This is a genomic window from Bartonella sp. AC329YNZD, from assembly GCF_042196685.1.
GTDB lineage: Bacteria > Pseudomonadota > Alphaproteobacteria > Rhizobiales > Rhizobiaceae > Bartonella.
This window is the reverse complement of the sequence record NZ_JBHIQS010000003.1, coordinates 1-15547: the sequence shown is the minus strand read 5'-3', so window position 1 is coordinate 15547 and position 15547 is coordinate 1. Positions and strand designations below refer to the sequence as shown.

The window sequence follows — 15547 nt, the reverse complement described above, 5'->3', positions numbered from 1 at the left end:
GCTTTGTTCTTTATTTTTTCTACGAGATACAATCTCTAAAGGATTGCCATATCTGTTGTAGCTCTTCTAAATGTGTTGAAAAGTAAAGTTGTTTGTAGCGAGATATTGCGCCGCTTTTCAGGGAAATAGAAGAAGATGGGATTTTCCACTGCTTCGCAAGAAATTTAATGAGAGCTTTATTCGCTTTTCCATCTTCAGGAACAGCACGAAGGCGTATAACCAGATATTGCTTTTCACCATCCCTACATTCAACCCCTATTATTTTGTCAACAGATGATTTGGGAATGAGATATACAAACAAAATCAAGTTATTTTTATCAACTTGATAAAACATGTATTCGCCTCAAGTAACATTTCTATACATACATGTTTGCGTAAACACGCCACATAAAAGTACGAATAAAATAAATAATAACGAACACTATAATAGGTGAAATATCAATTGTTCCCAAATTTGGTAAAATTTGCCGGATACGGCTTAGAACGGGATTTGTAAGACGATATAGAAAGCTTCCTATCAAAACAACAAAGCGATTGCGTGAATTTATGATATTAAAGACATAAAGCCAAGAAAAAACAACACTAGCAATTAGAATATCAATATAAATCTCAAAAATCAAATCAATCGTTCGAAGCAATGCATAAATCATGCGTCATCCCTTTCAATCAAGGAAACAGAAGAGCGTATAGAAAACCTTCATTAAAGCAGGCCTGTGTATCAAAAAATGGTTTTATATTTCAATACTCTTTTTTCTTGAATAAAAACCAGACATCTAAATTCTTCATCTCTCTATTTAATGACGATGCAGTTAGAAAACAAATATCAAAATTAAAAATAGCACATAAAATAGAAGAAACGGCAAAAAATCTGAATATCCCTTATAGGATTAATCTTAAATCTCATCGTTTTAATTATTAATTATAAAAAACAAACAAACTAAAAGCGGCCTTTAAAAGGCCGTTTTTAGTTTTAAAATTATTTTTGCAAAGCAGTCAAACGATTAAGAGCATTGCTAAAACCATTCAGCTGAACAAACAAATCATTCAAAGGCGGTTCACCTGCAGCAGCAATTGTCATCGCCAACTTTAATTGCTTTCCTGCACGTAAAGCTGCTACGTGACTTTTGTCAAAAACGACTGGCACCATGCAACCTGCTGGCACACAAGTCCTTATACCAGTTTCAATAACAGCTTTTCCTTCATCAACTTGCAAACGAACAGGTTTAGAAACCAAAATGCCAAAAGGAACGGTTAAACTACCTGATACAACACCCTCAGCATTGAGAATAAGGCTCATAGCCACAACAACACGCCCTTGCTCATTTACTTCTTGACGATGCATAAAGCAAACTTTTTTCCCTTCTTGTAACCCACAATTAATGGTCCACAAGCCATAGGTTTCAGTTAAAGAAGAAGCACCATTTGGTAATGTCTCTACTGCATCTTTTGCATCTTTTGTTGCAGAAGGCTTTGAACCTGTTGCAAATGCAACAGATGAAATACTCAAAAGAGTACAAACTATAAGTAAATTAAATAACTTTTTCATTTTATATCCCTGTTCTTTACATAAAAGAGAAACATATTTATTATTTATAAATTAATATAAAGCATCTCAATACAAAAAGCTTTCTTATAATCATATAGCTTTTATAACAACCGAAGGCTACCTCGAAATTCACTAACAACTTTCATATAAACATGCTTTTTAAAAGAAACAACAATTAAAGGAAGGGTTTCTAGATCAACCCATTTCCATTGATCGAATTCCGCTTTATTGCCTTCTGGCGGCGGATTAATGGCAATTTCAGAAATCTCTCCCGTAAACTGAAAAGCAAACCATTTTTGCATTTGCCCACGATATTTATTGCTTAATGTGCACCCAACAAGTTCTTGTGGAAAATCATAGCAGAACCAATTTTGTGCTTCTTTAATCAACTTTACAGATCGAATACCAGTTTCTTCATAGAGTTCACGATATGCCGCATCTAATGGCTTTTCATCTTCATCAACCCCTCCTTGAGGAAGCTGCCAACGATGAGATATTTCAATATCTGCATGAACAGGCGTCATTAAACGACGCCCAACCCAAACTTTACCCTCATGATTAAAGACAACAATCCCAACACATTTGCGATAAGGAAGAGCCTTTAAATTAATACCTGCATCCATTTAATATTCCTCAAAAGTGCAAGCTATAGATATCATTTTTCACTTTAATATATCCTTATTGGGATCTGGTGGGAATGCTGCATTTGCCATTTCACCCCGTAACAGTTTATAAGCCTCATTCAATTGAATATCCTCTTTAGGGTCTTTCGGAACAAAAGCAGCTGAACCAGAGCCTTTATTACTTTCCCGTTTCCCTTTGATATGTCCTTTTAATGCAGACTCACCAACTTTTACATCATAACCCTTATATTTTTCAGGGAGTGGTTGCTCTACAATAATATCAGGTGTGATCCCTGTTCCTTGAATAGAAGTGCCAGATGGCGTGTAATAAAGTGCTGTTGTTAAGCGTAAAGCCCCATTTTCACCCAAAGGAATAATTGTTTGAACAGATCCTTTACCAAAAGACTGCGTCCCTAAAATTGTTGCACGGCGATGATCTTGTAGTGCACCTGCAACGATTTCAGAAGCACTTGCCGAACCACCATTAATGAGGACAATGAGCGGCTTTCCATTGGTGACATCACCTGGCTTCGCATCAAATCTCGTCACATCACTCTTTTTGCGCCCACGAGTCGACACAATCTCACCTTTATCGAGAAAAGCACTCGAAACATTAACAGCTTGATCTAAAAGCCCACCAGGATTAAGCCGTAAATCAAGGACATAACCTTTTAATTTATCTTCAGGAATTTGAGATTGGATATCTTTAATTGCCGCTAGAAGATTACCCAATGTCTGCTCAGAAAACTGAATAATTCTCAAATATCCAATGTCACCCTCAACGCGATATTTCACCGCTTTCACTTTAATGATATCACGAACAATCTTAACTTCAAATGGCTTATCAACGCCAGAACGAATAATTGTCAAGGTAATTGGCGTTCCAGGAGCCCCTCGCATTTTATTAACAGCTTCATTCAATGTTTGACCATTCGTTTGTACGTCATCAATTTTTGAAATAAGGTCTCCTGATAAAATACCTGCTTTTGAAGCAGGTGTATCATCCATTGGAGAGACAACTTTAATTAAGTTTTTCTCCATAGTGACCTCAATACCAAGACCGCCAAATTCTCCTTTCGTAGAATCCCGCATGTCCTTGGCTTCTTCAGCATTCATATAAGATGAATGGGGATCAAGCGATGTAAGCATACCATTGATAGCATTTTCGATAAGCTTTTTATCATCTGGAACCGTCACGTACTGCATACGAACACGTTCAAAAATATCGCCAAATATAGCCAACTGCTTATACGCATTACCTTCATTGTTTGCAGCAACAGACTGCACCATAATCATTGAACTGGCGCCGAGCAATACCCCAGCGACCAAAAGAATAACTTTACGAATCATTTTGGCTCCTTCTCGTTTTTTCAGTCTGCCACCAAGGAGTTGGATTTATAGGTTTTCCCTGCTTTCTAAACTCAATGTAAAGCATTGGAGCAGTTTTGCCTATATCCAATGCAACACTATTCGCAATAAATTGCATCTCCATCATACCCAAAGGTTCCCCTGAAAGAACAAACTGCCCTTGTTTTACATTAATTTTCGACATTCCGGTAAGAATGATATGATAACCATTTCCAACATTGAGAATAATTAACTGTCCGTAAGAACGAAATGGCCCAGCAAAAGCAATAAAAGCATCCACAGGTGATATAACAACAGCACCTGACTCTGTTTCAATCGTTTCACCAAAGCGCGTAATCTGCGAATTATTATGAGAAAATCGAATTCTTTTTCCTGAAACAGGGAAAAGTAAAGAACCTTTTCGGCTTTCAAAATTCGACTGCTCTAACAATTGTAAATTTTTCCGTACCTGTATTGATGAATCAGAGCTAAATTTTGACTGACGATCAAGCTCTAAAATCAATTCTTCCAAAGACTGCGCTTTTTTAGCAAGAGAAATATTTTTTTGTTGCTGTTCTGTAAGTTCTTTTTCTGATTTTTCTTGTAGCTTGTTTTTTTTGTCTAATAAAAGCTCTAGACGTTTTCGCTGCTCTGCTTGATTTTGCAGTTTTGTCTTTAATACCGTATATTCCATGGTAATGGAATTGCTTAAATTGGTCAACTCCTTGAGTTTCTCTGTTAAATCTCGTGTTTTCTCTTGCATTTGAGGAATAACAGCGCCTAATAAAACAGAACTACGCATAGAAACCAACACATCCTCTGGCTGTATCATAAGAGCAGGAGGGGGATTCAATCCCATACGTTCCAAAATTGCAAGAACTTCCGCAAATTCAGCACGACGACTTTTTAAACTTTGATAGACTTGTACCCGCTGTTCTATCATTTTCTTAAGCTTTTCTTCCCTTTTAGCAATATCATCTGCTACTGTACGTTCTTCTTTAGCCGCTTTTATAAGTGCATCACTCAAAACACGTTGATCTTTTTTTAAATGCTCAACTTGACGCGTAAGAATAGTAACACGCTCACGCGAAAGTGAAATATTTTGGCGAATTTCTCCCAATGCTTTATGTGCCGCCGTACTACTCATTGTATCTTCCGCATGCGATGCAGAAAAGCAAAAAAACATACTCAAGAGTAGTACCACAAATATCACGCATTCCCCATATAAATATTGCATCTTTTTATGAAGAATCTTTTTCATTTGCACAACCATTACAGCTCATCGTATACATTAAAGATGCTTTAAATGGTGTCGGCTAAAACAATATTAATAAATAGATAAATAAGTACTAAAAATTGCACAAAAATATTAAAAACGATGATACGGATGATGATTTGCAATTGTTACAGCACGATAAAGTTGTTCTGCAAGAAGAATGCGCGCAATTTGATGTGGCCACGTCATAAAACCAAAAGATAAAAGAAAATCAGCACGATTTCTTATCTGTTCATTATGCCCATCTGGCCCCCCCAAAGCAATGATGACATCTCGAATGCCTTCATCACGATAAAACCCTAATTTTTCAGCAAAAGCAGCTGAAGAAATCGACTCTCCGCGCTCATCTAACACAATTAATTGATATTTTTCAGGCAAAAATTCAATGAGTCTCTTCCCCTCTTCCTCCATACGCTGACGCGCTGTTTGAGCACGACTTTCTGATATCTCGTGTAACTTTTTTAAATGAAATCCTACAGCACCAGAACTTTTAGAAAAACGATCCAAATAATGTTGAACCAATGTTTGCTCTGCCCCACTTTTCATACGACCAACCGCAAAAATAGAAATTTGCATTTTAATGATCTCCGAAAAGAACTGATGTTGTATCATTTAAATCCGGTGTCATCCATATTTTTTCTAAATTATAAAAAAGACGAATTTCTGGACGAAAAAGATGAATGATAATATCACCTGTATCAATCAATACCCAGTCACCTCCAGCAAGCCCTTCTACACGCGCAAGCCCCTGCCCACTATCTTTCCAAGTATGTAATAAATGATCAGCAACAGAAGATACATGACGCTGCGAATTTGCTGAAGCTATGACCATATAATCAGCCAAAGATGACTTCCCTCGAATATCAATAGCAACAATATCTTCTGCTTTTGTATCTTCTAAACTCTTGAGAATAACTTCAAGACTCTCACTAACAGAAAAAACTTTTTTTTCTTTTGAAGGCATAATATCATAAGAGTGTTTGTGTGCAACGTTTTTCAGATCAATATCCTTTCTTGTCGTTGTGTAATGTCAAAAAGAGACTTCTTTAGAAAGAAGCAGAATCTTATGAAATGTTCAAGAAAAATCATTCTTCTCCAAACGAAGGTTTGTTGAAGATTGAAAAGATAAAGGTCCATGCAAATAAGTCCAAACTGGCGGTTTTATAAAAGGTAAGCGCCCACTTTCTCTCTCATCCAAACGAAATCGGCGATAAATCTGTGCCATAGGAGAAAAGAGTGCCGACCTATTGCCTAAAGGACGATCAATAATCGCAATAGGAAGCATAGAGACAATATCACGCCATCGATACCAATGATGTATCGTTGTAAAACTATCCGCTCCCATAATCCATACAAAATTTACACCACTGTAATGGGTAAGAATATGGAAAATTGTATCTACCGATACTTTGCTCCCTATAGCTTTTTCAAAACCTGTCAAGCGAATTTTCGGATGGTCAATAAGTTTAAAACTTAATCGCATTCTCTCCTCTAAAGGGAGTAACTGTGTACAATCCTTTAAAGGATTGCCTGGACTAACCATCCACCATAACTGATCAAGATGTAAACGCCGAATGGCAATTTTTGCAACGAGAAGGTGCCCCGCATGCGGCGGATTAAAGGAACCACCAAAAAGACCTACAACATTAGATCTTTCAACATGTGGCATACAATTTTTCCATGGAAAAAATAGGCTTTTCAAACTCTAACCTGACCATTTCCTTTAACATGATATTGAAATGATGTTAGCTGTTCAACACCTATGGGACCACGTGCATGCATTTTTCCTGTTGCGATACCAATTTCCATTCCAAAACCAAATTCACCTCCATCAGCAAACTGTGTCGATGCATTGTGTAATAAAATAGCTGAATCTAAATGATTAAAAAAGATCTTCACCACTTCCAAATCCTCAGCAATAACCGATTCCGTATGTCCTGATGAATAACGCTTTATATGAGCAATAGCTCCCTCAACCCCCTCAACCGTTTTAACAGAAAGAATAGCATCAAGATATTCATGTGACCAATCTTCTTCAGAGGCTAATTTTACATCTGGCATAAGAAAAACAATATCTTCTGTGGCGCGAATTTCACATCCCTTCTCCTGTAAAGCAGTTAAAACAGGAAGAAACTTTTTTAATGCTTGGCTGTCAATGAGAACTGTCTCAACAGCACCGCATATCCCTGTTCGCCGCAGCTTTGCATTTAAAACAATATTGCGTGCCATATCTAAATCTGCCGATTTATCAATATAAATATGACAAAGTCCCTCCAAATGAGCAAAAATTGGAACACGTGCATCAGACTGAACGCGGGCAACAAGGCTCTTTCCACCACGTGGTACGATCACATCAATCGCTCCATCCAATCCTTTAAGCATTTCCCCAACGGCAGCACGATCTGTCGTTCCAACCATTTGGATAGCATCTTTGAGTAAACCAGAGCGCTCTAATCCTTGTACCAACGCACAATGAAGTGCATGAGAAGAATGAAAGCTATCCGAACCACCGCGCAAAATCGCAGCATTGCCCGCTTTTAAACACAAAGCACTCGCATCAATTGTAACATTTGGGCGACTCTCATAAATAATGCCAATTACACCAAGAGGTGTTCTTACACGACTTATATGAAGCCCATTGGGGCGTGTCCACGCACTTATGACCTGCCCAACAGGATCAGATAAATGAGCAACTTGACGAACACTATCTATCATTGCACCCAAACGCAATTCATCTAATCTAAGCCGATCAATCATTGCTGCTTTCAAATTATTCTGAGCAGCCTTCTCTAAATCCAAACAATTCGCCTGTAAAATTTCATCTGAGTAAGCCTCTAGGCTTAAAGCGATCATTTCCAATGCATTGTTCTTTTGCTCAGAAGAAGCAACAGCCAATGCTGCAGCGGCATAGCGTGCTTTTTGTCCCATATCTTTCATTTTTTCTTCTAAAGTCATCGTATCATCCACTCTGCCAAAATAATAAAAACAAAAGTAACTTTTTTAAACAGAATTGATCAAGCAACGTACAATCATATCATTACGATGCACCATAGCAGAGCGCGCCTCATACCCAAGAATAGCTTCAATTTCTTCACTTTTATGTCCTATAATGCGTACAGCCTCATCTTTGTCATAGCTTACAAGTCCACGCGCAATCTCAACTCCATCTGTACCAACAATTGCAACCGTATCCCCACGCTGGAAATTTCCCTCAACGCCAATAACCCCTGCTGCTAATAATGATTTTCCTGTTTCAAGAGCCCTAATGGCTCCTTGATCAATCGTCAAAACACCAGATGGATCTAAATGACCAGAAATCCATGTTTTCCAAGCATTGACAGATTTCTTACTTGCTGCAAAAAAACTCTTGCGTTCACCTTTGTCAATTGCAGCAAGGGGATTCATACGTTTGCCTGAAGTGATAATCATCGCCGTTCCAGCAGCATTAGCTATTTTTCCGGCATCAAGCTTAGTCTTCATTCCTCCCCGCGAAAACTCTGAAGCAGCAACATCTGCCATTTTTTCGATATCATGCGTAATGGATGCAACAAAAGGTATAAATTCAGCCGTAGGATCTCTATGGGGAGACTTTGTATAAAGACCATCAATATCAGATAAAAGTATTAAAAGATCTGCCCTCACCATTGTTGCCACACGTGCAGCTAAACGGTCATTATCACCATAACGAATTTCAGTTGTCGCAACAGTATCATTCTCATTAATAACAGGCACAGCCCCCAAATATAAAAGCATCTCAATCGTTGCACGTGCATTGAGATAACGTCTTCGCTCCTCCGTATCAAATAAAGTAAGCAAAATTTGGCCTGTTTTGAGCCCATGTTGAGCAAGCGCATCACCATAGGTTTTCGCTAACTCAATTTGCCCCAAAGCAGCACATGCCTGACTTTCTTCCAATTTCAAAGCCCCCTTAGGAAGCTGTAGCAATGTCCTTCCTAAAGCAATAGCCCCTGAAGACACCAATAATATCTCTACACCTTTTTTGTGTAATCCAACAACATCACTGATCAAACTTTTAAGCCATTCAACCCGTAACCCTGTCTGAGGATCAACCAAAAGTGCAGATCCAATTTTGACCACGATACGTTTATAGTGTGTGAGTTTTTGCAATCCAACAGCCATCTCAATCAATCCTGCTATCCCCACCGTTCTCCTCTTTACGTGAAATTTCAATAATACGTGCACCAGCACGCAGCACATTTTCTAAACCTTCGCGACTAACCGCAGAAAACATCATAACAGGTTGATCCGTTACTCTTTGTAAAGCTTCCTGTTTCGTTTTACGCTCGTCAACCGTGAGCGTATCTATTTGGCTTAAAGCGACAATTTCAGTCTTATTACTTAGATTGTTTCCATAAGACTCAAGTTCATGACGCACAATTTGATATGCTTTTGCAACATCTTCTTCTTGAGCAGAAATCAAATGAAGGAGGACACGACAACGTTCCACATGTCCTAAAAAACGGTCTCCAATTCCCACCCCTTCATGGGCTCCTTCGATTAACCCCGGAATATCAGCCAAAACAAATTCACGACCATCAATTCGTACAACACCAAGATGAGGATGTAGAGTGGTAAAAGGATAATCTGCAACTTTTGGTTTTGCAGCCGTCACAGAAGCTAAAAAAGTCGATTTCCCAGCATTTGGTAAACCAACAAGTCCCGCATCAGCAATTAACTTCAAACGAAGCCATATTGCACGCTCTTCTCCAGACAAACCTGGATTTGCACGACGCGGTGCCCGATTTGTCGATGTTGTAAAGTGAAGATTGCCAAAACCGCCATTCCCGCCTTTTGCAAGGCGATAGCGCTGTCCCACTTCCGTTAAATCACAGATTAACGTTGTATTATCTTCTTCAAAAATTTGCGTCCCAACCGGAACTTTAAGGATGACATCATCACCCTTCTCACCCGTCATATTACGCCCCTTGCCATGTCCCCCTGTTTTTGCTTTAAAATGTTGTTGGTATCGATAATCAATCAGCGTGTTAAGCCCATCAACAACAAGCGCCCAGACATCACCTCCCCGCCCCCCATTCCCCCCATCAGGCCCCCCAAATTCTATGAATTTTTCACGACGAAATGATACTGCTCCGGAACCTCCATTACCAGAACGAATATAAACTTTAGCTTGATCAAGAAATTTCATTGGAAGCGCTCACTGAGGAATCAATCTTTCTACCTCTATAGGCAATATATTAATTTTACCAGTTTTTCATCATTGTTAACAGAGAAACTCTAAATATCTCTGAATAACTATTTGAAAAAATCATCATACTTAAATACATGCGTAAAGTTAAGCTTTTTCAAATACGTAAGTAAAGTTAAGCCTTCTTAAAAGAAGGTGCTATTCTTGTATTTTTGTTTTTCCCTTAAATTCAAGCGCTAAAAGATAAAGCTCCACTGATTCTGATCGACTTGCGGGTGGTTTAACATGATAGACTTTTTTAAAATGCTGTTTTAGTATTGTGAGAAGAGTGTTTTCTGCTCCACCTTGAAAAGCCTTTGCCAAAAAATGCCCACCAGGTTTTAGAACAGAAAGAGCAAAATCAGCAGCAACTTCACATAAATAAATCGTTCTTAAATGATCTGTTTGACGATGTCCTGTTGTTGGTGCAGCCATATCAGAAAGCACAACATCCGGCTTTGTTCCTAAAGCATCAATTAATTTCTGCGGTGCATCTGCATGTAAAAAATCCATTTCCAGCATTACAACCCCAGGCAACGGATCAACATGCAAATAATCAATACCAACCACGCTAGGCTTTTCATCACTTGACCCTACTATATGCCCAACCACCTGACACCATCCCCCAGGTGCTGCTCCTAGATCAATAACCTTTTGTCCTTTTTTCAAAAAACTATAACGTTCATTAATTTCAATGAGTTTATAAGCCGCACGTGAACGATAACCATCTACTTTTGACTGATGAACATAAGGATCATTCAGATGCCTCTCTAACCATCGCCGTGATGAAGCTTTAATGGTTCCTGCTTTCTTTTTTACGCGCTGATATAATTCATGTGACCCTGAACCTCCATAGCCACCCTTGGGTGTTTTTGTTATTTTTTTCATCGTTATTCATTGTCTCCATATTTAGTTCTCTAACGCTTGAAATCTCTGCTCTTTCTATGACGACACCATACACCATCGCGTAACATCAGCTCTATTAAAATTCCTTCCCTTAATCCACGATCAGCAACCCTTAAACGCTGACTTGGCCAAACTTCTCGAATAACATCTAAAATTGCACAACCAGCTAAAACTAAATCTGCTCTCTCTCGCCCAATAAAAGGACTTATTACGCGTTTTTCTATATCCCATGACAATAGGCGTTTTGTCATAAGAGTAATGTCTGCATCATTCATCCAAATGCCATCCACTTTTCTTCTATCATAACGCTCTAAATTAAGATACATTCCTGCTAAAGTCGTAACTGTACCAGAGGTTCCCAAAAGATGAAACTTCGGACCTTGCGCTAACTCTCCTAATTTATGACGATCTGAAAAATTATTTAACAACCTTCGCACATAGCTTTTCATTTTTTCAAAATCGTCTAAACTAATATTATTTCCTCCAAAACGTTCAGCAAGTGTAACAACACCAACAGGAAGAGAAGTCCAAGCGATAATCTGTCCAGATAAACGAAAAGAACGTTTTTGAGAAACATCAAGGAGAACAATTTCTGATGATCCTCCTCCAATATCAAAAAGCACAATTGCATCAATATTTGGCTCAACAAGCGTACTGCACCCTGTAACCGCAAAACGCGCTTCTGTTTGCCGATCAACAATTTCCAATTCAAGACCTGTTTCATCCAAAACACGCTGAATAAAATGCCTACCATTTTCCGCTGAACGGCAAGCTTCCGTTGCAATCAAACGATAACGCTTAATATGCCTTTGTTTTAATTTTAAATGACAAATCTTTAATGCTTCAATCGCACGATCCATAGCTTGCGTATTAAGAAAACCGTTATTTATTAAACCTTCTCCCAATCGTACAATACGAGAAAAAGCATCAACAACACGAAAATATCCAGGTTTACTGGGAGATGCGATAAGAAGACGACAATTATTCGTTCCCAGATCAAGCGCCGCATAAAGAGGTGGGGATTTTACTTGAGAAAACCGTCGAAGAAAAGGAACTTTGAGTTTTTTTGTTTTTTGAGCTCCTATCATTGTCTGACCATGAAACTCAAAAGCTGTTTCCGATTGAATAAAAACCTGTTTCTGTTTACAATATTTTTTTCTCTGTTGTCCCTTTATATCAACAAATATGGAGTGTGCCTCTGTTCGTGACAATGCAGAAAGATTGTTTTTATTACTACCACACGGATCATAGAACTGATCTGCTTCAGTATCGCATGTTTCTCCTCGCTCTGACTCTTTTGAACCATAATTTAACGGGGTCATTTCTCTCATCCTTTGAGCGTTTCCCCCAATAAATAAACGCAAAAACTCTTCTACTCACTCCTAAATAAAGCAACAATGCAGCATCAAATAATAAAAGAAACCATTCCTTCTTTTTCTATCATCAAAATTTTCTACGCTAGCATTATTCAGATTTTGGTATAATCTTTTGGTTGTTTTCATGAAATCATTCTTCTCTTTATGAATTGAAAACTATAAATTAATCGTTTACGTTCACATTAATTTTTATAAATTATGCTCTTTTCTTTATACCATTTACCGGAGCATACCTCTATTGTAACAAACCAGCACTATCATATTATCTGCTGACTCCTAATGTTACAAAAACCTATATATTGGAATAGTTTATAAGAAGAATTTTTACTTTTTTCTTCAATAGCTTTCTCCACACACTAGCCTCGTTTGACGAAACAGCTTTGATTATATTGGAATAAAAGTTCCGTAGTACTACAAAATGCAACTACAATAGCTGTTATCTCGTGAATACAAAGAAAAACTATCGTTCAAAAAATTCTCTAGGATTATAAATTTATCTATTATTACAACACTTCAATTGAAAAATATTAATGCTTAATCAGACGGCCCTAAAAACCCATATGAAGCTAAAAAAAGAATTTAGCTTACTCATTATTGTAAGGAAGACGTATTTTCATTTATTTAAAATTGAGTATTTCTAACAAATAATGCAATCACTCTCTAAGCTTTATGAAAAACTCTAACTTGATTTTCTATTACACATAAATCACTTATTGTGACTTTATATTCATAAAATTCCTACTCTTTTGAAGAAATCACCTCTATAGCATATTACATAAAACTTTTTACTTATCTTATCCTATAATTCACATTAAAAAATATAACACAACGAGTTATGAAAAATGACCCTTGTTAAAATCACTCGATGTTTCTAAGGACGCAAAGAATTAAGTGCTGCATTTAATCCTTTAAATGGTACAGTAAAAGAAAATACCTTTCCCTCTTTAAGCTTATAAGAAATACGTACTTTATTGTTCTGCTCTATTTGTTTAGCAAAAACTGGCCCTACAGGTGATTGTGCCAAACAAACCGTTTCATTACATCGCGTATAATGAATAAGAATAGGTTTTTTATAACCTTTCACAAACATTTGAATCGGAACATTTATATCAGAATTTGGCAATGTTCGAAAAAGCATCACTGCTTGACCATTTGTCGTAGAAACAAGAGACCAACTAAAAATAGTATTTCCTTCCTGATCATGAACAGTCTGTGTTACATTACATATACCTTGCTTGAGCTTTTGTTTTTCATCACAAATCAAAGTCCAGTCATAAAACTGCATAATAATTCGGCGTGTTTCACCAGGTTCACCCTTAGGTATCGATAAGTGCGGTGGATGCACTGTATAAATATTATCATTCTCATTAGCAAAGCTTTCGCCCTTGCCTATTAAGGCAAGAGCAAACAAAACATTCACTAACATACTTCTCTTTTTTATAATAATAGTCATTTTCTCTATTATCATCTCAACCTCAGAGTAATCCCAGCGCCTATGCCCCAATGACCTCCAGCACTCGTAATAGATACATTCGAGCGGATATTTCCATCTTCAGATGTATAACCAGCACCAATAGCAAATGCCGATTGACTCCGCCACAAACCACTACCAAATGAGACACTTAAGGATCCTGGTATATCATAGTAACGTAAATTAGACACAGCCAAACCAATAGCAGCTGCTTGCCTTGCCTCCTTGCGGACATCTTCAATGGCATAATTTAACGTCTCAAATTTCATATCTGTATAAGATTTCGACTCGTTAAGACTATCATTGACAAGACTACTAACTTTATCATCCGTATATTTCTTCGCATCGTCAAGAACTATCTTCATCTGCTTTTCTGTATAATCATGCAACTGACCACCATTAACAGCTTCCTTAGAACCTATCTCAATCTTACCATCCCCGACATTGTCTATCAACACAGGTTCGCTGTCATTCCCACCCACCAACGTGATGCTATTGCTCTTCTTACCTTCCGCATCTTTGTCATAGTTAACAGCTCCATCTATAACCGCAGTTTCAATATCTTTAACATGTTGGTCTAGCTTATCTACCTTATGATCAACCTCGTTGACCTTCTCATTCGTCTCCCATAGCTGACCTCCATTCACTACTTCTTGCGAACCTTTTTCAACCTTGCCACCCAAAACATTCGTAATCTTACTCGAGACTCCCTTATAACTCGCATCATACGACCCGGCGTCTTCATTCCAATGCAAACTATTCGTATCTATATTGCTAGAAACCTCTTTAATTCGGTCGTTGATAAGCGTCATACTCTCACTAACACCTTCAAAGGCACCTGCAACATCATTATAGTTCTTCTTATCCGATAAACTACCATCTGCATTAAAGCGCGCAACCTTGAACTCTGGAGCATGCCATGCGCCACCTTCATAGCGCGCTCCTCCACCTAAATACATCGCTAGTGTCTTATTCAAAGAATAAAGCTGGTTACCCGTAATCGCCTCACTAGACCCTTCAGAAATATCTCCATCTAAAAGTAACTTCAGTTTGCTCTTGCTTCTTTTGTCACCTTGCTCATGAAGCGCTACAAACGCACTATCTTCATCACTCCACAACAATGCATTCTGCTTAATATTATCATTATCTGTAATATCATTGTGAAGCTTCGTGAATGAACTGCTTACACCTGCAAACGCTTCTGCAATATTGGCATAGCTATGTTCTTCAGCATTTCCAGATTCATTAAAGGTCGTAACTTTGAAAGTAGGCGCCGTCCATGCACCATTTTCATAGCTCGCACCTCCACCAAAATATGTCGCTAGTGTCTTATTCAAGGAATAAAGCTGGGAACCATTTACTGCTTCTGTTGAATCTTCAGAGAGAGTTGCCGCTTTCACGCCAAAAATACTACGTGTATCACCATTACTGTTTGCAATTGTGATTGTTCTGCCCTCTGTTTCAGCCCCAATCTTGATTACTTTCGTTTCAGAATCCTGCTTAACAAGACTGTCTCCTACAACTTTATTAATCTCATTCTTAAGCTCATTATGAATATTCGTGATGGAATTATTCACATTCGCGAAAGAACTACCTACTCCAGCAAAGGCTGTGGTTACATCATGATATTCTTTATCTTCTGTATTGCCATCTTCTTTAACGCTCTTAACCGTGAATGTAGGGGCTGTCCAAGTGCCGTTTTCATAGCTAGCGCTACCACCTAAAGACTTCGCAACATTATCACCTAACGCATGAAGCTGGTTACCCGTCACTGCATCCGTCGAACCAGATTGAAT

16 protein-coding genes are annotated in these 15547 nt (G+C 38.0%); all 16 read right to left on the bottom strand.

Features of this window, described 5'->3' with window-relative positions; translation table 11 throughout:
* Window positions 1-19: 19 nt before the first annotated feature.
* Window positions 20-334: a DUF167 domain-containing protein gene (locus ACFIMW_RS02420; protein ID WP_375608004.1), complete on the bottom strand. Its 315-nt coding sequence runs from the start codon at window positions 332-334 to the stop codon at window positions 20-22.
* A gap of 22 nt (window positions 335-356) precedes the next feature.
* Window positions 357-650 (bottom strand): YggT family protein, encoded by a 294-nt coding sequence (locus tag ACFIMW_RS02415; protein ID WP_375608003.1) that lies wholly within the window; start codon window positions 648-650, stop codon window positions 357-359.
* Between the two features lie 326 nt (window positions 651-976).
* Window positions 977-1546, bottom strand: a complete 570-nt coding sequence (locus ACFIMW_RS02410; RefSeq protein WP_375608002.1) for an invasion associated locus B family protein — start codon at window positions 1544-1546, stop codon at window positions 977-979.
* 101 nt (window positions 1547-1647) lie between these two features.
* Window positions 1648-2169 carry an RNA pyrophosphohydrolase gene (locus ACFIMW_RS02405; RefSeq protein WP_375608001.1) on the bottom strand — a complete coding sequence of 174 codons (522 nt, stop codon included), beginning with the start codon at window positions 2167-2169 and terminating at the stop codon, window positions 1648-1650.
* Window positions 2170-2208: 39 nt separating this feature from the next.
* On the bottom strand, window positions 2209-3519 hold the full coding sequence (locus tag ACFIMW_RS02400) for a S41 family peptidase (RefSeq protein WP_375609170.1): 1311 nt from the start codon (window positions 3517-3519) through the stop codon (window positions 2209-2211).
* A complete protein-coding gene (locus ACFIMW_RS02395; protein ID WP_375607999.1) occupies window positions 3509-4789 on the bottom strand; it encodes a murein hydrolase activator EnvC family protein in 1281 nt (426 codons plus the stop codon). Before ACFIMW_RS02395 ends, ACFIMW_RS02400 begins: the two co-directional genes overlap by 11 nt.
* A gap of 96 nt (window positions 4790-4885) precedes the next feature.
* On the bottom strand, window positions 4886-5368 hold the full coding sequence (gene rlmH, locus ACFIMW_RS02390; RefSeq protein ID WP_375607998.1) for a 23S rRNA (pseudouridine(1915)-N(3))-methyltransferase RlmH: 483 nt from the start codon (window positions 5366-5368) through the stop codon (window positions 4886-4888).
* A 1-nt stretch (window position 5369) separates the two neighbouring features.
* On the bottom strand, window positions 5370-5756 hold the full coding sequence (gene rsfS / locus ACFIMW_RS02385; RefSeq protein ID WP_375607997.1) for a ribosome silencing factor: 387 nt from the start codon (window positions 5754-5756) through the stop codon (window positions 5370-5372).
* A 111-nt stretch (window positions 5757-5867) separates the two neighbouring features.
* Complete coding sequence (locus ACFIMW_RS02380) at window positions 5868-6461, bottom strand: nicotinate-nucleotide adenylyltransferase (protein ID WP_375607996.1); 594 nt, start codon at window positions 6459-6461, stop codon at window positions 5868-5870.
* A 29-nt stretch (window positions 6462-6490) separates the two neighbouring features.
* Window positions 6491-7747, bottom strand: coding sequence for a glutamate-5-semialdehyde dehydrogenase (locus tag ACFIMW_RS02375; RefSeq protein ID WP_375607995.1), 1257 nt, complete (start codon window positions 7745-7747; stop codon window positions 6491-6493).
* 45 nt (window positions 7748-7792) lie between these two features.
* A complete protein-coding gene (proB, locus tag ACFIMW_RS02370) occupies window positions 7793-8932 on the bottom strand; it encodes a glutamate 5-kinase (protein ID WP_375606818.1) in 1140 nt (379 codons plus the stop codon).
* Window position 8933: 1 nt separating this feature from the next.
* Window positions 8934-9959 carry a GTPase ObgE gene (gene obgE, locus ACFIMW_RS02365; protein WP_375606736.1) on the bottom strand — a complete coding sequence of 342 codons (1026 nt, stop codon included), beginning with the start codon at window positions 9957-9959 and terminating at the stop codon, window positions 8934-8936.
* A 198-nt stretch (window positions 9960-10157) separates the two neighbouring features.
* Window positions 10158-10886, bottom strand: a complete 729-nt coding sequence (locus tag ACFIMW_RS02360) for an RlmE family RNA methyltransferase (RefSeq protein WP_375607994.1) — start codon at window positions 10884-10886, stop codon at window positions 10158-10160.
* A 29-nt stretch (window positions 10887-10915) separates the two neighbouring features.
* Window positions 10916-12226, bottom strand: coding sequence for a Ppx/GppA phosphatase family protein (locus ACFIMW_RS02355; RefSeq protein ID WP_375607993.1), 1311 nt, complete (start codon window positions 12224-12226; stop codon window positions 10916-10918).
* Window positions 12227-13151: 925 nt separating this feature from the next.
* Complete coding sequence (locus ACFIMW_RS02350; RefSeq protein ID WP_375607992.1) at window positions 13152-13748, bottom strand: invasion associated locus B family protein; 597 nt, start codon at window positions 13746-13748, stop codon at window positions 13152-13154.
* The coding region (locus tag ACFIMW_RS02345) for a Vomp family autotransporter (protein WP_375697383.1) at window positions 13745-15547 on the bottom strand (1803 nt) is incomplete at its 5' end. The genes ACFIMW_RS02345 and ACFIMW_RS02350, both read right to left, overlap by 4 nt.